Below are 25,630 nucleotides of genomic sequence, written 5' to 3'. Positions count from 1 at the left end.
TCTGTCACAGCGTGCTCCCGGAACGTGCCGGAGTCAAGCGCCGTCCTGCCCGTGGATACCGCCGGTTCCCGGCCCGCCCGACTTACCTTGCGCTGCCCCGGGACCTTGGGCATGCTGTGTCCGCTTTGTTCGAAATGACTGGAGACAGCGCACGCGATGAACGCACTTCTCGAGGAGGCTCCGCCGCGGCCCGAGCCCTCGCCCGGGCCGGCCGAGCCGCCGTCCGACACCCCGCCGACCCGGGAACGGCCGGACCGCCGCTGGCTGATCGACGTGACGATCGGCGTCGTCTCCAGCCTGGTGGTCGGCGTGTTGCTGGCCGGTTACCAGGCCTGGATCGACGACGAGCGGGAGAGCCGGACGCAGGCGGTCGAGGCCGAGCGTGCCGAGCGGGACCAGGTGCTCGCCAACGTGACCTTCATCCGCGAGACGATCCGCGACGCGCCGGAAGGGGTCAAGCCGTTCCGCGGGATGAACCTGCGGGGCGCCGACCTCTCCGGGATGGACCTCGGGTGCCCGGTCCACTTCGACGCCGCCGGTGGCTGGTCGAGGGACCGGGTGGAGACCTGCGCGGACTTCACGGGGGCGGACCTGACCGGCGCGAAGCTGGACGGCGCGAACCTCACGGGCGCCCTCCTGGTGGACGGTTCGTTGGAGGGCGTCTCGGCCGTCAACCTCTTCGCACCGTCGGCGGAGATCGGCGGGAAGCTCGAGGGCTCGCGCTTTGACGGGGCGGTGCTGTTCGGGTCGGTGTTCCGGTCGGCGTCGGGCACCTCGTCGTTCGAGGACACGAGCCTCGACGGTGTCCAGGTCGAGCCAGGTCAGGAGGCGGGGGCGACGTTCGCCCTGGCCGGGGTGTCGATGACGGGCCTGCAGAACGGTTCTGCCGGCGAGGAGTCCGCCGGCGGCTGGACGTCGATCGACTGCGCGTCGGGATTTGCCCAGGCGCGCCGGGGCGGAGACGTGCAGCAGGTGGCGTCGTACGTCGACCTGGGTGACGGTGGCCGCGTCCAGTGCGGCGACTACGGGCAGCGGTGCGACTTCGACCGGTTCCCGCAGGTGGGCGCGCAGCTGGTGGCGGGCGGCGTCTGGAAGATGCCGGCTCCCGGGTGCGAGGACGGGTTCTCCGGCAAGTCGCCGGAGGACACGCCCGCCGAGGAGGTCGCCGAGTTCTACGACCACCTGCTGCCCGACTGGACGCGCGAGGACATCGCTCAGGCCGAGAGCCTGTGACGGGTTCACCGCGGTCCGGGCGTGACCCGGGCCGCGGTGAGCGGGTCAGGCCTTGGACTTGGCGGCCGCCTTCTGCGCCTTCTTGAACGCGCGGACCTCCTGCAGCGTCTCCGCGCTGGTCACGTCCGCGATGGAGCGGCGGGACCCGTCCTCGCCGAACTCGCCCGCCGCTTCCCGCCAGCCCGCCGGCTGGACGCCGCGCTGCTTGCCGAGCAGGGCGAGGAAGATCTTGGCCTTGCGCTCGCCGTAGCCCGGCAGGGCGTTGAGCCGCTTGAGCACCTCGGCGCCGGTCGGGGCGTCGCCGTCGGCGCCGGGTGCGGTCCAGATGCGCGCGGCGTCGCCGTCGTACTCGTCCACGACGGTGTGGGCGAGCTCCAGCACGCGGCCCGCCATCGACCGCCCGTAGCGGTGGATCGCCGGGGGAGTGGTCGCCATCGTCACGAACTCGTCCGGGTCGGCCTCGGCGATGGCGCGGACGTCGAACGAGCCCATCCGGTCGCGGATCTTGCCGGGGCCGGCGAAGGCGTGCTCCATCGGGAACTGCTGGTCGAGCAGCATGCCGACCAGCAGGGCGAACGGGTCGTCGCTCAGCAGCCGGTCGGTGTCGGGGTCGCCGGTGATCCAGAGCTCGGTAGCCATGCCTCCATAGTGCCTGATGGCGCCTGCGACGTCCCGGTCGCCCGCTGCTCTGAGCAGAACCCCAGGACCGGCCGGCCGGGCGGCCCTACCCTCGGAGGCATGGCCGATACCGCCCCGCCACAGCCCACAGCCCATGACGGGGCGCCCGAGGAGACCGGGCCCCCGCCGCCGTCGACCCGGACGGGCCGTGAGCCGCTGTTGCGGCACATGCTCGGCGAACGCCTGCGGCACCTGCGGCACGTGCGCGGCGAGACCCTCGACCAGACGGCGCGCCGGGCCGGGATCTCGCCGCAGTACCTCTCGGAGATCGAGCGCGGGGTCAAGGAGCCGTCGAGCGAGATGATCGCGGCGATCACCGGGGCGCTGGACGTCACGCTGGTCGACCTGGTCAGCGCCGTCGCCGATCGGCTGGTCACCGTTCGGGACGCCTGGGGGCAGCCGACCTGCCAGGCGGCCTTCGCGCTGGCGGCGTAGGCCCCGCCGACCGGGCGTCCGGGCCTGATCGCCACCGCGACCAGGCCCGGACCACGGCCAGGTCAGCGCTGCTCGATCACGTGGTCCAGCAGGCCGTACTCGCGCGCGGCGCCCGCCGTGAAGATGCGGTCCCGGTCGGTGTCGGTACGCAGCGTGCCGAGGCTCTGCCCGGTGTGCCGGGAGAGCGCCGCCTCCATGTCGGCACGGATGCGCACCACCTCGTCGGCCTGCAGGATCAGGTCCGGGATCGCCCCGCGGCCCTGCGCCGCGGGCTGGTGGAGGATGACGCGGGCGTGCGGCAGCGCGGCCCGCTTGCCCTCGGCCCCCGCGGCGAGCAGCACGGCGCCGACGGCGACGGCCTGCCCCACGACGGTGGTCGACACCTGCGGCCGGATGTACCGCATGGTGTCGTAGATGGCCATGCCGGCGCTCGGGTCGCCGCCCTCGCAGTTGATGTAGAGCTGGATGTCGCTGTCCGGGCTGCTCGACTCCAGGTGGATGAGCTGGGCGATCAGGGCGTTGGCCACACCGGCGTCGATCGCGGTGCCCAGGTAGATGATCCGCTCGCTGAGGAGCTGCGAGTAGACGTCCATGATCCGCTCGCCCCGCGGGTGCGCGGCGATGACGTTCGGGATGGTGTAGCTGCTCATCGGGCATCCCCCTCGGTGGCCGTTCCGACGGTCGCGGCGAACCCGGTCCGGGCGCGCTCCCGCGGCCGGATGCCGTCGAAGCCGCCCACGATCGTGTCGATGAACCCGAACTCCCGCGCCTCCTCGGCGGTGTACCAGTGGTCGTGCAGCGAGTCCTCGAAGACCCGCTCGACCGGCTGCCCGGTGTCCTCGGAGACCAGCCGCAGAATGGTGTCGCGAGTGTGCCGCAGGTCGTCCGCCTGCAGCTCGATGTCGACGGCGGTGCCCGCGATCCCGGCGGACCCCTGGTGCATCAGCACCCGGGCGTTGGGCAGCGCGCGGCGCTTGCCGTGCGTGCCCGCCGAGAGCAGGAACTGGCCCGCGCTGTAGGCGATGCCCAGCACGAGCGTGGAGACGTCGTTGGGAATGGTCCGCATGATGTCGCGGATGGCGAGCATCGCCGGCACCGACCCGCCGGGCGAGTGGATCCAGAGGTCGATGTCCGACGACGGGTCCTCCGTCGCCAGCGTGATGAGCTGTGTCATCAGAAGCGTGCCGTTGTCGTCGTCGAGCGATCCGTCCAGGACCAGGACACGCCGCTCGAACAGGTCGCGCCGGGAGCGCTCGCCGAACTGCGGGGGCTGCGGTGATTCGGTCATGACCTCACCGTGCCTCCCCGGGCCGGCCCCGGGGAGGCGGATCTGCCGTGAGCAGCACTGCTCAGAGCAGCGAGGCCCGTCGGCGCCGGACGACGGCGAGACTCGTCAGCCCAGGCGGTCGGCGCGCAGGCCGATCCGGAACCGCACGGGCCGACCGGCGGGAACGGCGCGGGCCACGTAGCGCAGCCACCAGGTGTTGTCCGTGGCGTCGGGCTCGACGGCGACCAGCTCGGCGGCCGTGTCCAGCGTGACCTCAAGGCCGGGCAGCGCCCAGCGCTCGGCCGTCAGATCAGCGAAGGGGACACCGTCTGTGACCAGGTCGCGCGCCGAGCGGCCGCCCAGGTCGGCCTCCGGGACCCGGACGTGGAACGCGAACGCGAGGTCCCCGCCGTCGTGCCGCGCGCAGGTCAGTGTCAGTGACGGCCCGTCGGCCCGGGCGTCGACGGCCAGGTCGCAGACCAGCCGGATCCAGCCCGCGTCGGCGGCAGCGCCGCCTGCACCAGCGCCACCGTCAACCAGCCAGTGCACCGTCGCCGGGTGGAACTGGTCGGCCAGGTTCCCGCGCTCGCCCCCGACGTCCTCCGCGCCGACCAGCAGGCGCTCGCCGACCCATGAGGTGGCGACCCGGAGCGGGTCGCGCACGATCACCTGGTCCACCTGCCGCTCGCCGCGGAACCCTGTCAGGTGCGCCAGGGCGTCGTCCGGCACCTCGGCGCCCAGGACCGCGACCACGGGGCCGAGCGCCAGGTCCCACGCGTGCCGGAACGGCCGTTCGGTCTCGGGGAACGGCGCCAGGTCGCGCCCGACGGCCGCCCAGATCCACAGCCCGATCCCCGAGGCGTAGTGCCGCAGGTCCATGCCGTAGCTGCGGTCGTAGGGGCCGGCGAGGTTGCGCAGGCCCGCGTGGTACCGCCGCGCGGTGTCCTGCCAGAGGACCGCCTCCATCTCCGCGCCGCCGTCGCGCAGCAGGGGCTGGTGCGCGTACCGGCGCCACAGCGCCAGCGCGTACAGGTCGATGCCGTAGTAGGTGGGCGAGTTGTACTCGTCGAACGTGCCGTCCACCCGGAACCGGGCCAGCACCTGCTCGGCGAGCCGCAGCGCCGGCGCCTCCCAGGCGGGTTCGCCCAGGCGGACGGCGGCGTCCTGCAGCAGGAATGCCGCCATCAGCGCGATGTTCGTGTAGTGCGCGCCGACGCCGCGCGCGAGCGACCCCTCGACGGCCAGCCGCAGCGCGGCCTGGACGCGTGGGCCCAGGTCACCCGCCAGGGCCTCGGGGAACTCGTTGGCCACGACCACCAGGGTCGTGCCGATGAACTCGCGCCAGTTCGGGTCGTAGTCGCGCCACGCGACGGAGTCCGCCGTCGGGAGCGGCTCGTGCGGGCTGCGCAGCCAGGTGCCGTGAAACGGCGTCCCCGGGGCGTCGAGCTGATGGTCCAGCACCCGGCCCAGGGCGTGCCGGGCGCGTTCGGCGTCGGCCTCCGCGTCGTCCCGGGCGGGCAGGTTCCGCGCGAGCAGGCCGACGGCGTACCAGCCGGTCTCGCGGACCAGGTGCCCCACCGGCGCGCCGTGGCCGCCGCCGGGTTCCTCGGGCGCTCGCAGCAGCCCTGCTGCGGGGTCCCACTGCTGGTCCATCCAGTCCAGGGAGCGTGTCGTCAGGTCACGGGCATGGAGAGTGAGCCGTTCGGGTCGCATCGCCGCCAGTATGTCGCGGCGGCCCGCCGGTGGCCGACCGTCTCGCAGGGCGGTCCGCCGCCGGCCCTGGCTACTGTGGCCGCATGCACCTGCGCACCGCTGACGGCGTCCGGCTCGACCTCACCGAGCGGGGTCCCGCCGACGGCAGACCGGTGGTGCTGCTCGCGGGGTTCAGGGCGGCCGCCACCTCCTGGCGGTTCCAGCTCCCCGCACTGGCGCGGGCGGGCTACCGCGTGCTCGCCGTCGACCTGCCGGGGCACGGCGCCACCGAGCCGATGGCGCCCGGCACCACGATGCGGCGGCGTGCCCGCGACGTCGGGGCGGTGCTGGAGCAGCTCGACCTGCACGACGTGACCCTGGTGGGCGGGTCGATGGGCGGCAACACCGTGTGGGCGTACGTGGACGAGCACGGCACGGCGCGCCTGCGCAGCGTCGTGATCGTGGACCAGACGCCGAAGATGCTCAACACCGCCGACTGGCCGTACGGGTACTACGGCTACGACGAGTCGAACCGCGACACGTACTTCGCGGCCGGCCCGCCGCCCACCGGGCACGGCAGGTCTGTGTGGGCACGCGGGATGCGCACCGTGCGCCTGCTGCGGGCGCTGGCCGGCGGCTCCCGCACCATCACCGACCCGGAGCTGGAGGTTCTCGCCGACCACGCCCGGGCCGACTGGCGGCCGGTGATCGAACGGTGCGACGTACCCGCCCTGTTCGTGGCGGGCGCCGAGAGCGAGCTCTGGCCCCCCGGCCACGCTGCAGCGGCGGCCCAGCTCGCGCCCCGCGGGCGGGCAGCGGTCATCGCGCGGGACGGCCACGCCGCGAACATCGAGCAGCCCGCGGCCTTCGACCGCGGCCTGCTGGGGTTCCTGGCCGGGTAGCCGCTCTGGTCGGTGTCAGGCGCCGCCGGGCCGGTCGCCGCGTCAGGGGATCAGCCGGTCCGCGATCTCCAGGGTGTCCGCGGTGAAGTGCCCGTCGTCGCGCACCACGAGCGTGCCGCCGAGCCGGTCGAACATCGCCCGGCCCTGCTCGGCGTCGCAGCCGAACTCGTCGGTCACGGAGTTGAGGAACACCAGGTCCCGGACGTGCGCGCGAATCGCGTCCCAGTCGTAGGACTCCTGCAGCACCGGCTCGGGGCCGGGGTTCGGGTTGGTCGAGTAGCCGCCCACCAGCACCGCCTGCGCCACCGTCACGTCGAGGTGCTCCAGGAGCGCGAGCAGCAGGGCGGCCCCGCCGGAGTGCCCCACGAGCACGGTGTTCTCGTCGAACGTGTGCGCGGCCAGCACCGTGGGCAGGAACGTCGCCACCGGCTCGACGTTGGTCCCCGGGTGGTGGGGCGTCTCGACGTCGTACCCGCGCTGCCGCAGCTTGTCCGCGAGCCACGGGTACCAGATCCACGCCGGGTCGGCGTTGGTCCCGTGGAAGATGATCGCCCTGCGTCCCATCAGCTCTCCTTCGTCGCGGGAACGGACGGCGGCGTCCGTTCCGGGGCGGTCTCTGGCGTGGTGTCCGGCGTGGCCCCCGGCGCGGACGCTACCGCCTGGCCCGGCCGCACGACCTGGTCGACGGCCAGGTTGACCTGGTCGAGCACCGGCTCGAACCCGATCGCCGCGTACACGCGGTTCGACACCGGGTTGCCCCGGTCGGTGTAGAGACAGACCCGGTCGCCGTCGTCGAGCACGCGCTGCGCGACGTCGGCCACGAGCGCCCGGGCGTAGCCGCGCCCGCGGTGCTCGCGCGGGGTGTAGACGGGGCCGATCCGCACCACGCCGAACGACGGCGGCCGGGCGCCGGTCAGTTGTACCACCTCGCCGTCGACGTCCCAGAGCCAGACGTCGCCGTCCTCGATCCGCTCCCGGGCGCCGCCGATCCGCAGCGGCTCCGCGTCCTCGTCGGGCGCGCGGCCCGCCTGGGCGTCGGCCTCCGTGTGGAACACGTCGAACCACGCGGTGACCACGTCCAGGTCGGCGAGCGTGGCGAGCCGGGCGTGGCCCGACGGCGGCGGGTCGGGCCGCACGATCCGCGTCGCCTCCCACAGCCGCTCCGGCCGGTCCTCGCGCACGGTGCCGCCGGTGGTCCGCAGCACCTCGTCAGTGAACGCGCGGACGGCGGCCACGGGGCCGTTCGCCGAGGTCAGCGGGGCGTCGCCCGCGCGGGCCGTCCGGTCCAGGGCGGCCCGGGCGAGCAGCCGCGCGGCCTCCTCCGGCAGGTCGGGCACCCAGACGGTGTGAGGCGCGTGCGGCATCGTCCGCATCGACACGGCGACTGCGACACCCCGCTCCCGCACGACGGCCCACCACATCGGGTGCTCCGGGCGCGGCCCGCCGGGGGTGAACGACCGGGCGGCCTGGCGCGTCACCGACGCGACGACGCTCCAGACCACGGGCTGGGCGGCCAGCAGGTCGCCCGCGACGTCCAGGACGGCCGCCGGATCATCGAACAGCTCGACGCTGTAGGCGCTGGTCATCCGGGAATCCTGGCACGCGCCCCGCCCCGGATCGACCTCATTCCCGGGCTGGCCCCCGTGCCGACCACCCGCGAACTGCCGACCAGTCCCGGCCGCGGGTCAGCGCTCAGCGGACGAGGCGGACCTCCAGCAGGTCCGTGTCCGGGTCCGTCGCGGTGACGCCGTCGGGCAGGAAGCCGGCCCGCTGCAGGAACTTGCGTGCCCGCGGGTTGGACGCGAACGTCCAGACCTGGGCCGACGTGCCGGGCGGGAGGATGTTCTCCAGCAGCGCGTGGCCCACGTTGGTGCCGTGGAAGGCCGGGTCGACGTACAGCTCGTGCAGCTCGATCGGCTTGGCCGGGGGCTGCCCGAGGTGCGGGCCGGACGGGTTCTTCATCGCGAAGCCGACGATCTTGTCGCCCACCTCGGCGACGAGCGCCTTGTTGCCGGCGGCCAGGATCCGCATCCAGCCCTCGGTGCGGGTGCCGAGGGTCTCGGTGTTCCAGTGCTCGGGCGGCAGGAGGTCCTCGAACATGGCGCGCCGGGTGGTCCAGTGCACGGCGGCGATGCCGACGGCGTCGTCGGGGGTCGAGGCGCGGACGTGGAAGTCTGACATGAGGGGAACGGTAACCCGACTACCTGACCATCCTGACCTCGGCCAGGTCAGCGGTGCTGGTGTCGACCACCCGCGCGCCCTCCAGGACGAAGCCGTTGCGCTCGTAGAAGCGCCGCGCCCGCGGGTTGTCCTCGGCGACCCAGAGCTGGGCCGGGGTACCGGGCGGCACCACGGCGTCCAGCAGCGCCTGCCCGACGCCGGTCCCGTGGTAGGCCGCCAGCACGTAGAGCAGGTAGAGCTGCCGGGCGCGCACGGGCAGCACGTCCTCCTGCTCGACGGCGTCGCCGGCCATCGCGATGCCGACCACCTCGCCGTCGGCGTCGGCGACCACGGGCGCCGCGCCGTTCGACAGCCACCGCTCCCACGTCGTGATGCGGCGCTCGAGCGTGGCCGTGGCCCAGAACTCGGGCGGGAGGATCGCCCCGTAGGTCGTGACCCAGGTGGTGTGGTGCACCTGGGCGACCGCGGCGGCGTCGGACAGCGTGGCTGTGCGCAAGATCACGACGCGAAACATACTCCCGCGCCGGGGTGCCCGGTGACACGCGGCCACCACCCGGCCGCTGTCCGGCCGGAAACCTGGCCTGACCTGGGCGTCAGCCCTTGTGCAGGGTCCCCACCAGGCACTCCTCGATGCCGACCGCCGACAGGAGCCGCGACGGCACCGCCCCGAGCCAGCCGACGGCCTCGTACGCGGGCACGAGCCGCACGTCCTTGACCACGAAGTCGGCCCCGCCGCGCGTCAGGCGCACGGTTCCGGCGCTCATCGTGTTGCGGGCCCAGTCGGTGCCCGAGCCCCACGGCAGCGGCAGCACCGCCAGGACTTCCTCCCCGGGCCGGGCCGCGAACGCGACCAGGGGAGTGCGGTACTCCACCCCGGAGCGGCGGCCCACGTGGTGCAGCACCACCCACGGCGGGATGCGTCCGGCGACGCGGAGCACCCACGGGTTGAGAACCTTGCCTGCCTGGACGACGAACTCTGGTGCGGCCATGGCTCCCATCATGGAACAGGTCCGCGCATCCGTCAGCCCCAGGACGCGGCCGGATGCGTCAGCCGCGCTCGAAGGAGAGCACCGGCCGGCCCGTCCGCGGGTGGCGCAGCACGTCCACCCGGACGCCGTAGACCGGCTCCAGCACCTCCGGGACCAGCACCTCGGCGACGGGGCCCGCCGCGACCACCCGGCCGTGGTCGAGCAGCACCAGGTGGTCGCAGGTCGAGGCGGCGAGGTTGAGGTCGTGCAGGGCGGCGACGACGGTCACGCCGTCCGCCGCGAGGTCGCGCAGCACCCGCATCGCGTCCAGCTGGGCCGAGATGTCCAGGTGGTTGGTCGGCTCGTCGAGCAGCAGCAGGCGGGGCTGCTGCGCCAGGGCCCGGGCCATGTGCACGCGCTGGCGCTCGCCGCCCGACAGCGTGCCGACCTCGCGGTCCGCGAGCTCCTTGGCGCCCGCGGCGTCGAGGGCCGCCCGCGCGGCCGCCCGGTCCGCGTCGGAGTCGCCCGCCAGCAGCGAGCGGTGGGGGATGCGGCCGAGCAGCACGGCGTCGAGCACGGTCAGCGGCAGGTCGGTCGTGGCGTCCTGCTCCACGAGGGCGAGCACACGGGCGCGCTCGCGCCGGGGCAGCGCGGCCAGGTCAGCGCCGTCGAACGTGGTGGCCGGCCCGGCGGACGACGGCGTGCGCCCCGCCTGCTGTACCCCGGCCAGCACGCGCAGCAGGGTCGACTTGCCGGACCCGTTCGGGCCGAGCAGCCCGGTGACGGCGCCGGCCGGGGCGACCACCCCGACGTCGTCCAGGATCGCCCGCGACGAGATCTCCCAGAACACCCCCTCGGCTGCCAGCCCCACCCGTTGGGTGCGGGCCGGCTGCGGGGTCAGGGGGTCCGTGCCCGACAGATACCCAGCACTCACCGCTGGTTTCCCTTCCACAGGAGGAACGCGAAGACCGGGGCGCCGATCGCCGCGGTGACGATGCCGACCGGCAGCTCGCGCGGCTCGAACACCGTGCGGGCCAGCGTGTCGGCCCAGACCAGGAACGACGCGCCGGCCAGCGCGGACAGCGGCAGCAGCAGGCGGTGCCGCGCCCCCGTGAACAGCCGCACCGCGTGCGGCAGGATCAGCCCGACGAACCCGATGGACCCGCTCTGCGACACGAGCGCGCCGGTCAGCAGCGCCACGCCGATCAGCAGGATCCACCGGGCCCGGTTCACGGGCACGCCCAGGGCGGCGGCCGCGGTGTCGCCGAACGTGAACGCGTCCAGCACGGACCCGGTCAGCGCGAGCAGCGTGCCGAGCACCAGGACGGCGCCGCCGGCGATCGCGACCGACGTCCAGGTCGCGGACGCGACCGACCCCATCAGCCACGACAGCACCTCACGGAACGCGTCGCCTTTGGCCGACCAGAAGATCACGAACGACACGGCCGCCGCGCAGAGCTGGCTGATCGCCAGTCCTGCCAGCACGGTGCGCGTGGGCGTGATCGTGCCGAGCGCCCCGGCCAGGGTGAGCGCCAGGGCGAGCGCGCCGACCGCGCCGGCGAACGCCGCGACCGGCAGCAGCAGCGGGACGCCCGCCAGCAGCACCAGGACGGCGCCCAGCGACGCGCCCGAGGACAGCCCCAGCAGGTACGGGTCGGCGAGCGGGTTGCGGGTCAGTGACTGCATCACCGCGCCGCAGACCGCCAGGCCCGCGCCGACGGCCGCAGCCGTCAGGATGCGGGGCATCCGGAGCTGCCACACCATGCCGTCGCGCAGCGCGGACAGCGGCTCCAGCCCGAGCGGCCCGCCGAGCCCGAGATGCGTCGCGAGCGACCGGCCGACCTCGGACAGGGCCAGGTCCGCCGGGCCGATCGTCACCGCCACGCCGACGCTCAGCACGAGGACGAGCGCCGCGGCGGGCAGGGCGAGCCAGCCACCCGGCCGCGGGGACACGACGGGTCGGCTCGGCCCGTCCGGCACGGGACCGCTCACCGGTCGAGGTCCGCCAGCTGGTCCACCACCGAGGCCACGGCGTCGACGTTCCGCACGCCGGCCTCGGTCGCCGGGAAGGGCAGCACGACGTACCGCCCGTCCTTGACCGCGGACATCTCGCGGGTGGCCGGGTTGGACCCCAGCGCCTCGATCTTCGCGTCCGCCGGGTTCCACGCGGCGTCGACCAGGACGATCACGTCGGGGTCGGCCTCGACCACGTTCTCCCAGCCGAGCGACGTCCAGGTGTCGTGGACGTCGGCCGCGACGTTGGTCAGCCCAGCCGCCTCCATGATCATCTGGGGCGCGCCGATGCCCGCGCCGACGTACGGGGTGTCGTCGCCCGAGGACCACCACAGCGCCGTCAGGCCGCGGTCGTCGGGCTCGATCGCGTCCAGGGTCGCCCGCTGCTCCTCGACGAGGGCGGCCGCGGCGTCGTCGGCGTCGAACAGGGAGCCGACCTCCTCGATCTCCGCGAACACCGTGTCGAAGGTGAGCGGGTCCGGCATGTACCCGTCCTCCTTGCAGGCGGCGGGGGAGACGTACGTGGCGACGCCGAGCTTGGCGAGGGTCTCGCGGTCGCCCGCGGTCTCCGCCGTCAGGTTGGACTCCCAGCCGGCGTAGACCAGGTCGGGCTCGAGCTCGAGCGTGGCCTCGGAGCCGGGCGCCTCGTCGGCGAACGGCTCCTCCACGGCGGGGACGGTCTCCAGGGAGTCCGGCACCGGCCCGTCGAGGAACGCCGAGCCGACGATCCGGTCGCCGAGGCCGAGCGCCAGCAGCATCTCCGTGGTGGACGACTTGATGGTCACCACCCGTTCCGGCGGCGCGGTGACCTCGGTCTCGAACCCGCAGTTGTCCAGGGTGACGGGGAATCCGGCCGACGCCGGGGACGCGCCCCCGGCGTCCACCGCAGCGGGCGCGGTGGCCGAGCAGGCGGCGAGGGCGAGGGCCGCCGCGGCGACGACGGCGGGCAGGACGACGGTCCGTGCGGACGGGCGATGCGAACGGGACGCACGGGACGTACGGGACGCACGGGCGGCAGGGCGGGGGTTCACGCGATGGCTCCAAGGGTCGACGAACAGCCCATGGCTGGGGTGCCATGGGTGCACAGCGACGCGCCATCTCGCGTCCGGGCGGGGAAGCGGCTCACGACGAGAGCCGCATCGGCGGGCCAAAGCGTGGCCCGCGACCCGGCCGCCACATTACACCGGCCGACCTGCGCGTTCCGGGCGCTTTCGCTCTCGGCGTCGGACCCGGCCGACGGCGAGCGGCCGCCGACGTTAGGGTGCGGCCATGAGCGACAGCACCGCCCCGCAGACCGGTTCCGAGACCACGCCGACCCGACGCGCCCTGGTGACCGGTGCGTCGTCGGGCATCGGTGCCGCGACCGCCCGCCGGCTGCGCGCCGACGGCTGGGACGTCGTGGCCGCGGCCCGGCGAGTGGACCGCCTGGAGGCGCTCGCGGCCGAGACGGGCTGCGAGGTCTACGCCGTCGACGTGACCGACGACGCAGCCGTCGCCGCGCTCGCGGAGCACCTCGCCGCGACCGGCGGGCTCGACGCCGTGGTGAACAACGCGGGCGGCGCGCTCGGGCTGGACCGCGTGGAGGCCGCCGACGTCGACGGCTGGCGGCAGATGTACGAGATCAACGTGCTCGGCACGCTGCGCGTGACCAAGGCCGTGCTCCCGCTGCTGCGGGCGGCGGGCGCCGCCAAGGGCGTGGCCGACGTGGTGAACGTGACCTCGACGGCCGCCCAGGGCGCCTACGAGGGCGGTGCCGGGTACACGGGTGCCAAGCACGCCGAGCACATGCTGTCCCAGACGCTGCGCTGGGAGATCGCGGGCGAGCCGGTGCGCGTCATCGAGGTGGCCCCCGGCGCGGTGGCGACCGAGGAGTTCTCGCTGGTCCGGTTCGGCGGCGACGCCGCGAAGGCCGCCGCCGTCTACGAGGGCTACACGCCACTGGTGGCCGACGACATCGCCGACACCATCGCCTGGACCCTGTCCCGCCCCGACCACGTCAACATCGACCTCGTCACCGTGCGGCCGCGGGCGCAGGCGCACAACTCGAAGATCGTGCGCGGCACCGGGGTCTGATCGCCGCCCGCACGTCCCAGGGCCGGTCCGGGCGAGTTCTTACAAGATCGTCATGATCCGCGTCCGGGCTCGGTCCGCACAGCAACCCGTGCCAGGCTGAGCTCATGACTCAGGCAACCGAGAGCCCGGTGGCCCCGCAGGCCAACCGCACCCCGGGCGACACGGGCTGGGCCGCGCTGGCGGGCGTGCTCGCCGGAGGCGCGGGCCTCGCCGTCGCGGAGCTCGTCGCCGCCGTCGTCGCACCCGGCGCGAGCACGCTCTTCGCGGGCGGCGCCGCCGTGGTCGACGCGGTGCCCGGCTGGCTCAAGGACTTCGCAGTGCAATGGTTCGGCACCAACGACAAGGCCGTCCTGCTCGGGACGATGGGCGTGGTGCTCGCCCTGGGCGCGGCGCTCGCCGGTTGGCTGGAGCTGCGCCGGCCGCCGTTCGGCGCGCTGCTGATGGGCGCCGTCGGCGTGGTCGGGGCCATGGTCGCGGTGCTGCGCCCGGACGCGACGCCGCTGTGGGCGCTGCCCAGCATCGTCGGGCTGGGCGCCGGGGTGCTCCTGCTGCGGGCGGCCGTGGCGCGGCTGCGCCCGGTACCGGCCCGGCGCACGGCGTCGGGCAGCGGGGGCGCCGGCGGTGCGGCGTCGGGCGGCGAGGTGGACCGCCGCGGGTTCCTGACCGTCTCCGGCATCGCCGTGGGCGTGGCCGCGCTGGCGCTGGTGGGCTCGCGCGTGCTTTCGGCGGGTTCGACGGCGGTGAGCGCCGTGCGGGAGAAGCTCCGCCTGCCCACCGCACGTACGACGGCGCCCGCGGTGCCCGCGGGCGCCGACCTGAAGCTCGACGGCCTCACCCCGTACGTCACGCCGAACCCGGACTTCTACCGCATCGACACCGCGCTGATCGTGCCGCAGGTCGACCCGAAGGACTGGTCGCTGCAGGTCCACGGCCTCGTGGAGGAGCCGTTCACGATCACCTGGGACGAGCTCCTCGCGCTCCCGCTGGAGGAGCACCACGTGACGCTGGCCTGCGTGAGCAACACCGTGGGCGGCGACCTCATCGGCAACGCGCTGTGGCTCGGCTACCCGATCCGCGCGCTGCTGGAGCGCGCCAAGCCGCGCGCCGGCGCCGACATGGTGCTCTCCCGGAGCGACGACGGCTTCACCGCCGGCACGCCGCTGGAGGTGCTGCAGGACCCCGACCGCGACAGCCTGCTCGCGATCGGCATGAACGGCGAGCCGCTGCCCGTGGAGCACGGCTTCCCCGCGCGGCTCGTGGTGCCCGGGCTGTACGGGTACGTGTCGGCCACCAAGTGGGTCACGTCGCTGGAGGTCACCACCTTCGACGCCGACCAGGGCTACTGGACGCCGCGCGGCTGGTCCGCGCTGGGACCGATCAAGATCGAGTCGCGCATCGACGTGCCGCGCGGCTCCGCGCCGGCCGGCGCGGTGACCGTGGCCGGCGTCGCCTGGGCGCAGCACACGGGCATCGGCAAGGTGGAGGTCCGGGCCGACGACGGCGACTGGGTCACCGCCGAGCTCGCCGAGACGGTCGGTCCCGACACGTGGCGCCAGTGGCACACCTCGATCGACCTGGCCGCGGGCAACCACACGCTGGCGGTGCGCGCCACGGACGCCGACGGCCTGGTCCAGACCGAGGCCGAGGCGCCGCCCGCCCCCGACGGCGCGACGGGCTGGCACACCGTGACGGTCTCGGTGGGCTGAGCCCGGCCCGGGCGCTCAGCAGAACGGCGCGGACGCCGACGACGTCGCCGCCACGAGCAGCTCGTGGAGCTGACCGCGCTGCTCGGGCCGCAGGGTCTCGAAGACCTCGTCCTCGACGGCGGCGAGCGCGGCCTCCGCCTGACAGAGCAGCGTGACGCCGTCGTCGGTCAGGGAGACCACGTGCCGGCGCCGGTCCTGCGGTGACCGCCGCCGCTCGACGAGGTGCTTGCCCTCCAGCTCGTTGAGCAGCCCCACGATGTTGGTGCTGTCCAGCACGAGCGCGGCGGCCAGGTCCCGCTGCGTGATGTCCGCCCGGTCGCGGAGCACGGTGAGGGCCACGAGGTGCCGGGTGCGCAGGCCGAGCGGCGCCAGCGCCGACTCGCTGCGCCGGCGCAGGTGGCGGGCCAGGTAGTCGATGAGCGCGCCCGATCGGCGTGCCGACTGCTCCAGCACCGGCGGCTCCTCCACGGTGTCTCCTTCGTCGTCGCGACCCCGTTGCAACCCTACGGGAGCACGGGGTCGCGACGTGCGGAATTCCGCCGTGAGCGGCTGCTCAGGCGGTGGCGACCGCGGGCGCCCACAGGTCGTCGATGGCGGCCTCGGCCTGCCGGCGGCTCTCCTCGGCCAGCGGCACCAGCCCGGCCATCGCGGGGTTGGTCCCCGCGAGCGTCAGCTCGGTGGTGATGAAGCGCGGCTCCAGGCCCACCATCGCCACGCCGTGCGGCAGCCACGCCGTCGCGTGGTCCCAGCCGTGCCGCGGCGCGCCCTCGCCGTACCCGCCGCCGCGGGAGACGACCACCACGAAGTCGCGGCCGCCCAGCAGGCCCTTCCCGGTCTCGGGGTCGATGGACAGCCCGGGCGCCATCAGGTGGTCCACCCAGGACTTCACCGTGCTCGGCGCCCCGTAGTTGTAGATCGGCAGGCCGAGCAGCACCGTGTCGGCGGCCGCGACCTCGCCCACGAGCTCCGAGATCCGGGCCCACGACTCGGCCTGCTCGGGGGTGTGCTGGTCGGTCGGCAGGCCACGGCTGAGGTTCGCCGCCGTGTCGAAGTGCGGCACCGGGTGGGCGCCGAGGTCGCGGTAGGTCACCGTGCCGCCCGGGTGCGCGGCGTGCCAGGCGCTCGCGGCCCGTGCGGTGAGCTGCCTGCTGACCGAGTTGTCGCCCTGGATGCTCGCGTCGATGTGCAGCAGTGTTGCCATGGTCGGGTTCCTCCTGGAGGTGTCGTGTCCGGCCGATGCGGCCTCCAGGGTCAATCATTCGTGAACCACAGAGTATTTCCTCAGACCATGTGATCTGGATCACTCATCGACGTCTCGGGCGCCCCCGCCGATGACTTCCGGTGGCCCGCGCCGTCGACCAGGAGAACGATGAGGTGCGAGCGCAGGCCTTGACCTCAATCCACGTTGAGGTACTGGAGTTGTCCCATGAGCCACGAACCGCAGTCCGCCGACGTCGCCCCGCGCCTTCGCCTGGCCGACCCGACCGTGCGGACCTTCGCCCAGCTGCTGGTGAACGTGCTGCTCGTGGGCGTCATCAACTACACGGTGTGGTTCGCCGTCACGTTCTTCGTGTTCCTGCAGACCCGGTCGGTCTTCGCGACGGGCGTCATCGCCGGCCTGTTCCTGGTCGCGATGGTCGGCACCGGCGTGTGGTTCGGCAGCCTGGTGGACCACCACCGCAAGAAGCTGGTGATGCAGGCCTCGGCCCTGGTGTCGTTCGCGTTCTACGCGGTCTGCCTGGTCATGTACCTGCTCACGCCGGCTGAGGAGTGGACCGACCCGGGCAGCGTCCGCCTCTGGGTGCTGATCGTGCTCCTCATGTGCGGGGTGATCGCGGGCAACCTGCGCTCCATCGCGCTCCCGACCGTGGTCACGGCCCTCTTCGACGACACCCTCCGGGACCGTGCGAACGGCCTGGTCGGCACGGTCCTGGGCATCTCGTTCCTCGTGACGTCGGTGATCAGCGGCCTGCTCGTGGCCTTCGACGGGATGCGGACGTGCCTCGTCCTCGCCCTCGGCGTCCTCCTGGTCGCGCTGGTGCACCTGCACTTCGTCAAGGTCCCCGAGTCGCTGTCGCATGCCGCCGCTGAGGGAGAGCCCCGCAAGGTCGACCTGCGGGGCACCATGCGAGTGGTCGGCAGCATCCCCGGGATGTGGGCGCTCATCGCGTTCACCGCACTGAACAACCTGCTGGGCGGTGCGTTCATGGCGCTCATGGACCCGTACGGGCTGTCGATGATGTCCGTGCAGGCGTGGGGTCTGGTCTGGGGCGGGCTCAGCGCCCTGATGATCGTGGCCGGCCTGCTCATCGCCCGCACAGGCCTCGGGTCCAACCCGGTGCGCACCATCCTGCTGGTCAACCTGGGCCTGTGGGCGGTCACCGTCGTCTTCCCGATGCAGGCCTCGGTGGTGTGGCTCGTGGCCGGGCTCGCCGTCTACATGATGGCGATGCCGTACGTCGAGGCCTCCGAGCAGACAGTGCTGCAGAAGGTCGTGCCCTACGAGCGTCAGGGGCGGGTGTTCGGGTTCGCGCAGTCGGTGGAGCAGGCCGCCTCGCCGCTCACGGCCTTCCTGATCAGCCCGCTCACGCAGTTCTTCTTCATCCCGTTCATGCGCGACGGCGGCACCGGCGCCCGCTGGATCGGCGACTGGTTCGGCACGGGTGACGCCCGGGGCATCGCGCTCGTGTTCGTGCTCGTGGCCGTGCTCGGCCTCGCGCTGACGGGCTACGCGCTGTCGAGCAGGTACTACCGCCTCCTGAGCCGCCGCTACCGCGAGGCTCCGGACCCGGCCGCCGCGGATGCCGCGCCGTCGGCTGACCCCGCCGCCGACGTCGCCACCGATCCAGCCACCCCGCGCGCCATCTAGCCGTTGACCACAGCAGTTCCTGCCAGGTCGTCGACCACAGCAGTTGCTGCCAAGAATGGCGCCGGACCGGCAGGAACTGCTGTGGTCAACGGAGGTGGGAGGGGCCGCCGGGGGCGCCACTTCTCGCGGGTCAGGATCTTGGCGACCCGGTCGACGATGTCGCCCGTGGTCAGATGGGTCGGGAAGAAGCGCAGGATGATGTTCCGGCCCTCGCCGAGAAGCCCGTTCTGGCGCACCGCGTCATGCTCCACCTGCCTGTCCGTGCCGTGGAACTCCTGCGAGTCGATCTCGACGATCAGCCAGCGGCCGCCACCCAGGTGCCAGACCATGTCGGCCCTGCCGAGAAACCGGCCCGCGGAGTCGAAGAAGTCCCGCTGCAGGTCGTCAGGCGCGATCCCGGCGTCGTGCAGCCGCAGGCGGGCGTGGCTCTCGGGCGGTGACTCGGCGCGGCCGTCCACGAGGGCGAGCCAGGGGATCACCTTGAGCGAGTCCCGTCGGCGTCGCAGCCGACGGCGGATCGTCACCAGCTGCGTCGGCTCGATCAGGCCCTGGTGCAGGGCGCTGTCGAGGCTCGCCACGGCGTCGTCCCTGCTCAGTGTCGGCAGCGCCTGGACCAGGGCGAGCTCTGCCTCGACCACCTCGCGACCGTGGATCCGGACCGTCTCGGCCCGGGTCACGTACTGCCGCAGCGTGGCCCCGTCGCGTGCTCGTCCCGCCGCACCGCGCGGAAGAGCCGACTCGGGGTCGAGGCGCCGGGGCAGCCCGCGGACGCCATGCAGCATCAGGGCGCACGTCCCGACGGCGATCGCGCGCCGGTTGGCCAGGAGCGTCGACCAGACCGCGCGCAACCGCGCGGCGTCGTGAGGGTGCACGTCGGCAGGTGTGGCGCCCGTGTCGAAGACTCCGCGGGTCACCCGGTGCCATGCGCCCCGGGCGACGAGATTGCGTCGCCGCGACGGCCCGACGCCGAGGGCCTCGCACTGCTCGGCGGACACGAGCCCACCCTGTCTCTGTGCGAGCCCGAGGAGCTGCGGCGGTACGACTTCCCTGGAGGACACCCCACGATTACACCCGATGATGCCGATTGCCCATCGTTGCTAGCCACAGGCGCTGGCGTTGACCACAGCAGTTGCTGCCAGATCTGGCGTCCCTCTGGCAGCAACCGCTGTGGTCAACACGGGGTGGTTGGGTCAGCCGAGCGACAGGGTTGCCTCGAAGGAGGTGACGAACTGCTCGGCCGATTCGTGGGGCAGGTTGAGGGTGATGAAGTACGCGCCCGGGCCGGTGGCCGGCTCGATGACCAGCATCGTCGGGCCCTTCTGGTCGTCAGGGACCTCGCTGCCGGCGGGCAGCCCGTAGACCTCGGCGGCGACGTCGAACTCGAGGGCGCTCTCGGCCCCCGGCAGGTCGAACGGTTCGCCGCCGGTCCGCTCGGCGATGCCCGGCCAGGCCTCGCCCTCGGAGCCCTCGTCGTAGTACGCCATCCGGAGGAACGGCGGGGCGTCGGGGTCCGTCTCGCTGTGCCACATGTCCGACGTGATTCCGGGCTCGTCCTCGACCGGTCCGCTGGTCACGATGTCGGGCGGCAGCGAGTACGTGAGGCCCGCCAGCTCGTGCGTGTGCCACCCTGCGGGGACCTCCGTGGCGACCGGATCCGCGGCGACCGGATCGGCGGAGGCGGAGGCCGAGGCCGAAGACACCGCCGTCCCCGGGAGCAGCTCCCCGGACGCCGTCGGGCCGCCGAGGGCGAACGCGGCGCCCGCGAAGGCAGCCACCGCCGTCACCCCGCCGCCGGCCACGAGGGCCGCGCGGCGGGTGCGCGTGCGGCGCACCGCGACGCTCGCCAGCGCGTGGGCGTCGGCAGGGGTCGGCGGCACCACGCCGTCGCCCACGTCGCGCAGGTGGGCCACCCAGCCGTCGTCGAGCGGTTCCGGGGTGCGGTCGTTCCTGGTCATGCGTCCTGTCCTTCCGAGAGCAGTGCGCGCAGGCGGGCGAGGCCGCGTGCGCCCTGGGACTTCACGTTTCCGATGCTGACGCCGAGCTCCTCGGCGACGTCGGCCTCCGACCGGTCGAGCAGGTGCCGCAGCACCACGACCCGCCGCTGGCCCGGCCCGAGCTGCCGGAGCGCCCGCACGAGGCGTTCCCGCTCCGCGACCTGCGCACCGCCGTCGCCCCCGTCGCCGACGGCGTCCTGCCGCACCTCTTGCGCGACGGCCACGTCCTCCGGCGGCCGGAGCACCTCGCGGCGGGTGCGCCGCCACCCGTCGATGCGGGCGGTGGCCAGCACCTTCCGGGCGTAGGCGAACGGGTTGCCGTTGATCCGGGACCAGCGGCGGTAGGTGCGTTCGAGCGCGATCTGGGTGAGGTCGTGCGCGCGGTGGTCGTCACCGCACAGGAGGTAGGCGATGCGGTGCAACGCCGCGGTGTGCTCGACGGCGAAGAGCCGGAACTGCTCCTCGGCGGACGTGCCGGTACGGACCACCGAGAACCCGGGCGCGCCGTCCGGGCTCGCCGCCGGCCCGGCCTGCCGAGAGGTGCGGACCGGCGGACCGGTCGCTTCGCTGATTGTGCTCATGACCCATGGACGTGTCCCGGGTCCGATCAGGTTGCACGCAGGATCTTTCCGGTTGCCGCGGTTCGGTACGATTACCCCACAGGCATCGACCCGGCCATCACCGGTGAGCCTCCGGAAGAACAGGTCACCTCACGCCGTCAGGCATCGGGGAGCCCCAGTAGAACCGGACGGGTAGGCCCGTCACAGCCGTCAACGAGCGGCCGACCGCGCATGCGGGCGGCAAGCGGGGTGGTACCGCGGCGCACCCAGGTGCGGCGTCCTCGCAGCAGAGCACCACAGAAGTCCACCTGCTGCCGAACCGCGTACCCGCCAGGAGCCAGAAGAACCATGGCCTATCCGCTGCACCGTCCCAGCGACGCCGAGAGCGCCGTCCCCGCGTCGCCCAGCCTGCCCGACCTCGAACGCGACATCCTCGCGTACTGGGAGCAGGACGACACCTTCCGCGCGTCGGTCGACGCCCGCCCCGCCGGCGAGAACGGCAGCAACGAGTTCGTCTTCTACGACGGCCCGCCGTTCGCCAACGGCCTGCCGCACTACGGCCACCTGCTGACCGGGTACGCGAAGGACGTCGTGCCGCGCTACCGCACCATGCGCGGGCAGCGCGTCGAGCGCCGCTTCGGCTGGGACACGCACGGCCTGCCGGCGGAGCTGGAGGCCATGAGCCAGCTCGGTATCAAGACCAAGGAAGAGATCGTCGAGCTGGGCATCGACAAGTTCAACGAGGCCTGCCGCTCCAGCGTGCTCAAGTACACCGACGAGTGGCGCACGTACGTCACGCGGCAGGCGCGCTGGGTGGACTTCGAGAACGACTACAAGACCCTGAACCCGACGTTCATGGAGAGCGTCATCTGGGCCTTCAAGTCGCTGTTCGACAAGGGCCTGATCTACGAGGGCTTCCGCGTGCTGCCCTACTGCTGGAACGACCAGACGCCGCTGAGCAACCACGAGCTGCGCATGGACGACGACGTCTATCAGCAGCGGCAGGACCCGGCCGTCACGGTCGGCTTCCGTGTGACCGAGGTGCCGTCCGGCGCGGACACGCTGCGCGTGGACGACCACCTGCTCATCTGGACCACCACGCCGTGGACCCTGCCGTCCAACCTGCTCGTCATGGTGGGGCCGGACGTCGACTACGCGATCGTCGAGTCGTCGTTCACCGGCACCCCGCAGCGGTACGTGCTCGCGGAGGCCCGCGTGGCGGCGTACGCCCGCGAGCTCACGGACGAGGGTGCCGAGGAGCCGACCGTCGTCGGCCGGCTCAAGGGGAGCGACCTGCTCGGCGCGACCTACGAGCCGCCGTTCGCCTACTTCGAGGGCCACCCGGGCGCGCACCGCGTGGTCGAGGCCGACTTCGTCACCACGACGGACGGCACCGGCCTGGTGCACAACGCCGGCGCCTTCGGTGAGGAGGACAAGCAGGTCAGCGACCGCGAGGGTGTGGACCCGGTGATCCCCGTGGGGGCCGACGGCGCGTTCACCTTCCCGGTCGAGGAGTACGCGGGCCTGCAGGTCTTCGCGGCGAACGCCCCGATCATCGACCACCTCAAGGCGCGCACGCGCGGCGCGGGCGACGACGAGGCCGGGCGGACGACGCCGGGCACCGTGCTGCTGCGCCGCGAGCAGTACGCGCACTCCTACCCGCACTGCTGGCGCTGCCGCAACCCGCTGATCTACATGGGCGTGTCCTCGTGGTTCGTCGAGGTGACGAAGTTCAAGGACCGCATGGGCGAGCTGAACCAGGAGATCACCTGGGTGCCCGAGCACATCAAGGACGGCCAGTTCGGCAAGTGGCTGGAGAACGCCCGCGACTGGTCGATCACGCGCAACCGGTTCTGGGGCTCGCCCGTGCCGGTCTGGAAGAGCGACAACCCGGCGTACCCGCGGATCGACGTCTACGGGTCGTTCGAGGACCTGGAGCGGGACTTCGGGCGCCTGCCGCTCGACAAGGACGGCAAGCCGAACCTGCACCGGCCGTTCGTCGACGACCTGACCCGGCCGAACCCGGACGACCCGACCGGGCAGTCCACGATGCGCCGCGTCGAGGACGTGCTGGACGTCTGGTTCGACTCCGGCTCCATGCCCTACGGCCAGGTGCACTACCCGTTCGAGAACGCGGACTGGTTCGAGCACCACTTCCCGGGCGACTTCATCGTGGAGTACATCGGCCAGACGCGCGGCTGGTTCTACATGATGCACGTGCTGTCCACGGCGCTGTTCGACCGGCCCGCGTTCAAGACGGCGGTCTCGCACGGCATCGTGCTGGGCTCCGACGGCCGCAAGATGAGCAAGTCGCTGAAGAACTACCCGGACGTCAACGAGGTCTTCGACCGCGACGGCTCCGACGCGATGCGCTGGTTCCTCATGGCGTCGCCGATCCTGCGGGGCGGCAACCTCATCGTCACGGAGGACGGCATCCGCGACGCCGTCCGCCAGGTGCTGCTGCCCCTGTGGAGCACCTACTACTTCTTCACGCTGTACGCCAACGCCGCGAACGACGGCGCCGGCTACGCGGCGCAGCCGCTGACGCCGGAGCGCGTGGCCGGCCTGCCCGTCATGGACCGCTACCTGCTGGCGCGCACGCGCGGCCTGCTCGCGGACGTGACCGAGCAGCTCGACACGTACGACATCGCAGGTGCCTGCGACTCGGTGCGCCAGTACCTGGACGCCCTGACCAACTGGTACGTGCGCACGCAGCGGGACCGCTTCTGGGCCGAGGACGCCGACGCGTTCGACACCCTGTCGACGGCGCTCGAGGTGCTGTGCCGCGTCATGGCGCCGCTCGCGCCGCTGCTCACGGAGGAGGTCTGGCGCGGCCTGACCGGCGAGCGCTCCGTGCACCTGGCGGACTGGCCGTCGCTGGCGCCCGGCTCCCGCGAGGGTGAGGTCCTGGCGGCCGACGACGCGCTCGTGGCCGCCGTCGAGTCCGCGCGGGCCGTGGTGTCGCAGACGCTGGCGCTGCGCAAGGCGAACAAGCTGCGCGTGCGGCAGCCGCTGCGGTCGCTCGTCGTGGCCGTCGCGGACCCGGACGGCGTCGCGCCGTTCACCGGGCTGCTGGAGACGGAGCTGAACGTCAAGGAGGTGCGCCTCGTCGAGTTCTCGCCCGAGGTCGCGGCGTCGTTCGGCGTCACGGAGCGGCTCGCGGTCAACGCCCGCGCGGCGGGCCCGCGCCTGGGCCGCGGCGTGCAGGCCGTGATCAAGGCGGCGAAGGCCGGCGCCTGGTCCGTGTCCGGTGGGGGGGCCGTGGTGGTCGCGACGGCGGACGGCGACGTCGAGCTGCTCGAGAGCGAGTACGAGCTGACCACCGTCGTCGCCGGCGACTCCGCCGGGGCCGACGCCGCAGCGGAGCCCACCACGGCGGCGAGCGTGCTGGCCGGCGGCGGGTTCGTGGTGCTCGACCTCGAGCTCGACGACGTGCTGCTGGCGGAGGGCTACGCCCGCGACGTGGTGCGGGACGTGCAGGACGCGCGCAAGGCCGCGGGCCTGCAGGTCGCCGACCGCATCACACTGGACCTCACGGTCCCCGCCGAGTGGGTCGCCGCCGTCGAGGCGCACCGCGACCTGGTCTCCCGAGAGACGCTGGCGGCGACGCTCACCGTGAGCGCCGGGCCGGAGCGCGCCGTGACGGTCGCCAAGGCCTGAGCCCGTCCGCTGAGATGACCGTCGGCTGACGCCGCCCGCGGAGCGCGGGCGGCGTCAGCTGTCGATGCGGGCGTCCCACGTGGCGAGGATGTCCACCATCGGGATGCCGTAGACATACGAGAAGCACTGCGTGGTCACCGAGGTGCTGCCGCAGCTTCGCCGGTTGGAGCCGCCGTCGATCATGCCGCGGGCGTACGCCTTGCCGTCGATGACGGCGTACATCGGCCCGCCGCTGTCGCCGCCGCCCACGACGACGCCGCCGTCGTCCCGGCTGGCCCGGAAGCCGTGGCAGGTCTTCTTGCCGCAGCTCCACGCGACGTCGACGGCGCGGACCTTGGCCCCGCAGTGCTCGCCCGTGACGGCCCCTGAGGAGCAGATGTTCTGCCCCACGGCGGGCTGCTGCACCCCGACGACCGGGAACTCGTAACGCGAGTTGACGCTCGACGCGTTCCACGGCCCGCCGAACACCGAACCCGACGTCTCGGGCTCGCCGACCGGGTCGATGAGCTCGGCGTCGATCTCGAGGGCGCGATTGGTGACCTTGCCCAGCTGCTGGCCCTCGCCGTCGCGCACCAGGGAGCCGATCCCCGCGTTGCAGTGCGCCGCGCTGACGATCTTGTGGTTGCCGGCGGCCGTGACGATCGAGAAGCCCGTGGTGCAGTAGTCGGAGCCGCTGCTGGTGGCCATCGCGCCGCCGGCGCTCCACGGCGCGGCGTCGTTGCGGCGGCTGACGGCAGTGGGCTGGACGCCGTCGTCGACGAGCTCGACCTGAACCGGGACGCCGGCCGCGGCCGCCAGGTTCTCGGCCAGGTCTGCCGTCCGGGCGGCGGCCGAGTCCCGGCTGACCTCCACGACCAGACCGGCGTAGTCACCGGCCGGCATCGCCGCGACCACGGCGTCCGGACCGTGCGCCGCCCGCTGGCCGTCCAGCAGCCGGGTGCTCGCGCCGTGCAGGTCCGCCTCGCTCAGCGCGGCCCGCGCGACGTCGACGGTCACCCCCGCGGGAACCTGCTCCGCCAGCGCGCCGACCGATGCCGGCACGTCGCCCTTCCACGAGACGGTCACCCGCGCGGCGTCGTAGTCGACGGCGACACCGGCATAGCCGGGATCGCCGGCCAGCGCCGTGGCGGCGTGCGCGGTGTGGTCCACGGCGGACTCCAGGGCGGCACGCCCCGACGCGGTCTCCGCCCGGGTCGGCCCGACCTGGTCCGCCCCCTGGCCGAGACTGCCGGCCGTCGCCGGAACCGAGACCACCGCCGACGCGGCGAGCGCCGCTGCCGCGACCCCGACACCGATCGTGCGGTGCACCGTGTTCTTTCGACCCATGCTGTGGTTCCCCCTCGATGAACCTTGCGCATCACGTCCGACGCCGCGGTGTCATCGTTCTCGACAGGGTGAA

The 25,630-nt window shown here is 73.3% G+C and carries 25 protein-coding genes; 7 read left to right on the top strand and 18 right to left on the bottom strand.

What is annotated here, in order from left to right:
• Positions 1 to 156 precede the first annotated feature (156 nt).
• Positions 157 to 1,233, top strand: coding sequence for a pentapeptide repeat-containing protein (locus ACIPN7_RS07495; protein ID WP_400539603.1), 1,077 nt, complete (start codon positions 157 to 159; stop codon positions 1,231 to 1,233).
• A gap of 45 nt (positions 1,234 to 1,278) precedes the next feature.
• On the opposite strand, the gene ACIPN7_RS07490 is transcribed toward ACIPN7_RS07495, so the two are convergent.
• Positions 1,279 to 1,872 (bottom strand): HhH-GPD-type base excision DNA repair protein, encoded by a 594-nt coding sequence (locus ACIPN7_RS07490; RefSeq protein WP_400539600.1) that lies wholly within the window; start codon positions 1,870 to 1,872, stop codon positions 1,279 to 1,281.
• 99 nt (positions 1,873 to 1,971) lie between these two features.
• Between ACIPN7_RS07490 and ACIPN7_RS07485 the strand changes: the two genes are divergently transcribed.
• Complete coding sequence (locus ACIPN7_RS07485) at positions 1,972 to 2,346, top strand: helix-turn-helix domain-containing protein (RefSeq protein ID WP_400539598.1); 375 nt, start codon at positions 1,972 to 1,974, stop codon at positions 2,344 to 2,346.
• 62 nt (positions 2,347 to 2,408) lie between these two features.
• Here the strand turns inward: ACIPN7_RS07485 and ACIPN7_RS07480 are convergent, their stop codons facing one another.
• The 3 genes from ACIPN7_RS07480 to ACIPN7_RS07470 all read right to left on the bottom strand — a co-directional run bounded on the left by ACIPN7_RS07480 (position 2,409) and on the right by ACIPN7_RS07470 (position 5,326).
• The gene (locus tag ACIPN7_RS07480) at positions 2,409 to 2,996 is read right to left on the bottom strand and encodes a ClpP family protease (protein ID WP_400539595.1); all 588 of its coding nucleotides are present in this window, start codon (positions 2,994 to 2,996) and stop codon (positions 2,409 to 2,411) included.
• Entirely contained in the window at positions 2,993 to 3,634 is a 642-nt protein-coding gene (locus ACIPN7_RS07475; protein WP_400539592.1) for a ClpP family protease, read from the bottom strand. Before ACIPN7_RS07475 ends, ACIPN7_RS07480 begins: the two co-directional genes overlap by 4 nt.
• 105 nt (positions 3,635 to 3,739) lie before the next feature.
• Positions 3,740 to 5,326, bottom strand: a complete 1,587-nt coding sequence (locus tag ACIPN7_RS07470; RefSeq protein WP_400539591.1) for a hypothetical protein — start codon at positions 5,324 to 5,326, stop codon at positions 3,740 to 3,742.
• 83 nt (positions 5,327 to 5,409) lie between these two features.
• Between ACIPN7_RS07470 and ACIPN7_RS07465 the strand changes: the two genes are divergently transcribed.
• Positions 5,410 to 6,207, top strand: coding sequence for an alpha/beta fold hydrolase (locus tag ACIPN7_RS07465; protein WP_400539588.1), 798 nt, complete (start codon positions 5,410 to 5,412; stop codon positions 6,205 to 6,207).
• A gap of 42 nt (positions 6,208 to 6,249) precedes the next feature.
• Here the strand turns inward: ACIPN7_RS07465 and ACIPN7_RS07460 are convergent, their stop codons facing one another.
• The 8 genes from ACIPN7_RS07460 to ACIPN7_RS07425 form a co-directional block, all read right to left on the bottom strand.
• Entirely contained in the window at positions 6,250 to 6,771 is a 522-nt protein-coding gene (locus ACIPN7_RS07460; protein ID WP_400539585.1) for an alpha/beta fold hydrolase, read from the bottom strand.
• Positions 6,771 to 7,793 carry a GNAT family N-acetyltransferase gene (locus ACIPN7_RS07455; RefSeq protein ID WP_400539582.1) on the bottom strand — a complete coding sequence of 341 codons (1,023 nt, stop codon included), beginning with the start codon at positions 7,791 to 7,793 and terminating at the stop codon, positions 6,771 to 6,773. Before ACIPN7_RS07455 ends, ACIPN7_RS07460 begins: the two co-directional genes overlap by 1 nt.
• A 106-nt stretch (positions 7,794 to 7,899) precedes the next feature.
• Entirely contained in the window at positions 7,900 to 8,388 is a 489-nt protein-coding gene (locus ACIPN7_RS07450) for a GNAT family N-acetyltransferase (RefSeq protein ID WP_400539579.1), read from the bottom strand.
• Positions 8,389 to 8,407: 19 nt separating this feature from the next.
• The gene (locus ACIPN7_RS07445; RefSeq protein WP_400539577.1) at positions 8,408 to 8,890 is read right to left on the bottom strand and encodes a GNAT family N-acetyltransferase; all 483 of its coding nucleotides are present in this window, start codon (positions 8,888 to 8,890) and stop codon (positions 8,408 to 8,410) included.
• 91 nt (positions 8,891 to 8,981) lie between these two features.
• Positions 8,982 to 9,377: a nitroreductase family deazaflavin-dependent oxidoreductase gene (locus ACIPN7_RS07440; RefSeq protein WP_400539575.1), complete on the bottom strand. Its 396-nt coding sequence runs from the start codon at positions 9,375 to 9,377 to the stop codon at positions 8,982 to 8,984.
• Positions 9,378 to 9,435: 58 nt separating this feature from the next.
• Positions 9,436 to 10,206 carry an ATP-binding cassette domain-containing protein gene (locus tag ACIPN7_RS07435; RefSeq protein WP_400540410.1) on the bottom strand — a complete coding sequence of 257 codons (771 nt, stop codon included), beginning with the start codon at positions 10,204 to 10,206 and terminating at the stop codon, positions 9,436 to 9,438.
• Positions 10,207 to 10,286: 80 nt separating this feature from the next.
• Positions 10,287 to 11,348 carry a putative F420-0 ABC transporter permease subunit gene (locus ACIPN7_RS07430; RefSeq protein WP_400539573.1) on the bottom strand — a complete coding sequence of 354 codons (1,062 nt, stop codon included), beginning with the start codon at positions 11,346 to 11,348 and terminating at the stop codon, positions 10,287 to 10,289.
• Positions 11,345 to 12,400, bottom strand: coding sequence for a putative F420-0 ABC transporter substrate-binding protein (locus tag ACIPN7_RS07425; protein ID WP_400539570.1), 1,056 nt, complete (start codon positions 12,398 to 12,400; stop codon positions 11,345 to 11,347). Before ACIPN7_RS07425 ends, ACIPN7_RS07430 begins: the two co-directional genes overlap by 4 nt.
• A gap of 238 nt (positions 12,401 to 12,638) precedes the next feature.
• Here ACIPN7_RS07425 and ACIPN7_RS07420 point away from each other — a divergent pair, with 238 nt between their 5' ends.
• Positions 12,639 to 13,442, top strand: coding sequence for an SDR family oxidoreductase (locus tag ACIPN7_RS07420; protein WP_400539567.1), 804 nt, complete (start codon positions 12,639 to 12,641; stop codon positions 13,440 to 13,442).
• A gap of 104 nt (positions 13,443 to 13,546) precedes the next feature.
• Entirely contained in the window at positions 13,547 to 15,148 is a 1,602-nt protein-coding gene (locus ACIPN7_RS07415) for a molybdopterin-dependent oxidoreductase (RefSeq protein ID WP_400539565.1), read from the top strand.
• 15 nt (positions 15,149 to 15,163) lie between these two features.
• On the opposite strand, the gene ACIPN7_RS07410 is transcribed toward ACIPN7_RS07415, so the two are convergent.
• Both ACIPN7_RS07410 and ACIPN7_RS07405 read right to left on the bottom strand, forming a co-directional pair.
• Positions 15,164 to 15,616: a MarR family winged helix-turn-helix transcriptional regulator gene (locus ACIPN7_RS07410; RefSeq protein WP_400539562.1), complete on the bottom strand. Its 453-nt coding sequence runs from the start codon at positions 15,614 to 15,616 to the stop codon at positions 15,164 to 15,166.
• 85 nt (positions 15,617 to 15,701) lie between these two features.
• Positions 15,702 to 16,349: an FMN-dependent NADH-azoreductase gene (locus ACIPN7_RS07405; RefSeq protein WP_400539559.1), complete on the bottom strand. Its 648-nt coding sequence runs from the start codon at positions 16,347 to 16,349 to the stop codon at positions 15,702 to 15,704.
• A 225-nt stretch (positions 16,350 to 16,574) separates the two neighbouring features.
• On the opposite strand from ACIPN7_RS07405, the gene ACIPN7_RS07400 reads away from it, so the two are divergent.
• A complete protein-coding gene (locus ACIPN7_RS07400; protein ID WP_400539556.1) occupies positions 16,575 to 18,017 on the top strand; it encodes an MFS transporter in 1,443 nt (480 codons plus the stop codon).
• Here the strand turns inward: ACIPN7_RS07400 and ACIPN7_RS07395 are convergent.
• From ACIPN7_RS07395 to ACIPN7_RS07385, 3 genes are all read right to left on the bottom strand, one after another.
• On the bottom strand, positions 18,014 to 19,075 hold the full coding sequence (locus tag ACIPN7_RS07395) for a type IV toxin-antitoxin system AbiEi family antitoxin domain-containing protein (protein ID WP_400539553.1): 1,062 nt from the start codon (positions 19,073 to 19,075) through the stop codon (positions 18,014 to 18,016). The genes ACIPN7_RS07400 and ACIPN7_RS07395 overlap by 4 nt on opposite strands.
• Positions 19,076 to 19,207: 132 nt before the next feature.
• Positions 19,208 to 19,972, bottom strand: coding sequence for a hypothetical protein (locus ACIPN7_RS07390; protein WP_400539552.1), 765 nt, complete (start codon positions 19,970 to 19,972; stop codon positions 19,208 to 19,210).
• Positions 19,969 to 20,592: a SigE family RNA polymerase sigma factor gene (locus ACIPN7_RS07385; protein ID WP_400539551.1), complete on the bottom strand. Its 624-nt coding sequence runs from the start codon at positions 20,590 to 20,592 to the stop codon at positions 19,969 to 19,971. Before ACIPN7_RS07385 ends, ACIPN7_RS07390 begins: the two co-directional genes overlap by 4 nt.
• A 327-nt stretch (positions 20,593 to 20,919) precedes the next feature.
• On the opposite strand from ACIPN7_RS07385, the gene ileS reads away from it, so the two are divergent.
• The gene (gene ileS / locus ACIPN7_RS07380; protein WP_400539549.1) at positions 20,920 to 24,231 is read left to right on the top strand and encodes an isoleucine--tRNA ligase; all 3,312 of its coding nucleotides are present in this window, start codon (positions 20,920 to 20,922) and stop codon (positions 24,229 to 24,231) included.
• 54 nt (positions 24,232 to 24,285) lie between these two features.
• Here ileS and ACIPN7_RS07375 read toward each other — a convergent pair whose 3' ends face one another.
• Positions 24,286 to 25,557, bottom strand: a complete 1,272-nt coding sequence (locus ACIPN7_RS07375) for a hypothetical protein (RefSeq protein WP_400539547.1) — start codon at positions 25,555 to 25,557, stop codon at positions 24,286 to 24,288.
• Positions 25,558 to 25,630: the final 73 nt, after the last annotated feature.

This window comes from Promicromonospora sp. NPDC090134 (genome assembly GCF_044746965.1).
Taxonomy (GTDB): Bacteria; Actinomycetota; Actinomycetes; order Actinomycetales; family Cellulomonadaceae; genus Promicromonospora.
This window is presented reverse-complemented; position numbering and strand designations above follow the sequence as displayed.

Bases quoted from the DNA above. Each gene is read 5' to 3' on its own strand.
- ACIPN7_RS07495 (WP_400539603.1), top strand. From the start codon at position 157: ATGAACGCACTTCTCGAGGAGGCTCCGCCGCGGCCCGAGCCCTCGCCC.
- ACIPN7_RS07490 (WP_400539600.1), bottom strand. From the start codon at position 1,872: ATGGCTACCGAGCTCTGGATCACCGGCGACCCCGACACCGACCGGCTG.
- ACIPN7_RS07485 (WP_400539598.1), top strand. From the start codon at position 1,972: ATGGCCGATACCGCCCCGCCACAGCCCACAGCCCATGACGGGGCGCCC.
- ACIPN7_RS07480 (WP_400539595.1), bottom strand. From the start codon at position 2,996: ATGAGCAGCTACACCATCCCGAACGTCATCGCCGCGCACCCGCGGGGC.
- ACIPN7_RS07475 (WP_400539592.1), bottom strand. From the start codon at position 3,634: ATGACCGAATCACCGCAGCCCCCGCAGTTCGGCGAGCGCTCCCGGCGC.
- ACIPN7_RS07470 (WP_400539591.1), bottom strand. From the start codon at position 5,326: ATGCGACCCGAACGGCTCACTCTCCATGCCCGTGACCTGACGACACGC.
- ACIPN7_RS07465 (WP_400539588.1), top strand. From the start codon at position 5,410: ATGCACCTGCGCACCGCTGACGGCGTCCGGCTCGACCTCACCGAGCGG.
- ACIPN7_RS07460 (WP_400539585.1), bottom strand. From the start codon at position 6,771: ATGGGACGCAGGGCGATCATCTTCCACGGGACCAACGCCGACCCGGCG.
- ACIPN7_RS07455 (WP_400539582.1), bottom strand. From the start codon at position 7,793: ATGACCAGCGCCTACAGCGTCGAGCTGTTCGATGATCCGGCGGCCGTC.
- ACIPN7_RS07450 (WP_400539579.1), bottom strand. From the start codon at position 8,388: ATGTCAGACTTCCACGTCCGCGCCTCGACCCCCGACGACGCCGTCGGC.
- ACIPN7_RS07440 (WP_400539575.1), bottom strand. From the start codon at position 9,377: ATGGCCGCACCAGAGTTCGTCGTCCAGGCAGGCAAGGTTCTCAACCCG.
- ACIPN7_RS07420 (WP_400539567.1), top strand. From the start codon at position 12,639: ATGAGCGACAGCACCGCCCCGCAGACCGGTTCCGAGACCACGCCGACC.
- ACIPN7_RS07415 (WP_400539565.1), top strand. From the start codon at position 13,547: ATGACTCAGGCAACCGAGAGCCCGGTGGCCCCGCAGGCCAACCGCACC.
- ACIPN7_RS07405 (WP_400539559.1), bottom strand. From the start codon at position 16,349: ATGGCAACACTGCTGCACATCGACGCGAGCATCCAGGGCGACAACTCG.
- ACIPN7_RS07400 (WP_400539556.1), top strand. From the start codon at position 16,575: ATGAGCCACGAACCGCAGTCCGCCGACGTCGCCCCGCGCCTTCGCCTG.
- ACIPN7_RS07390 (WP_400539552.1), bottom strand. From the start codon at position 19,972: ATGACCAGGAACGACCGCACCCCGGAACCGCTCGACGACGGCTGGGTG.
- ACIPN7_RS07385 (WP_400539551.1), bottom strand. From the start codon at position 20,592: ATGAGCACAATCAGCGAAGCGACCGGTCCGCCGGTCCGCACCTCTCGG.
- ileS (WP_400539549.1), top strand. From the start codon at position 20,920: ATGGCCTATCCGCTGCACCGTCCCAGCGACGCCGAGAGCGCCGTCCCC.
- ACIPN7_RS07375 (WP_400539547.1), bottom strand. From the start codon at position 25,557: ATGGGTCGAAAGAACACGGTGCACCGCACGATCGGTGTCGGGGTCGCG.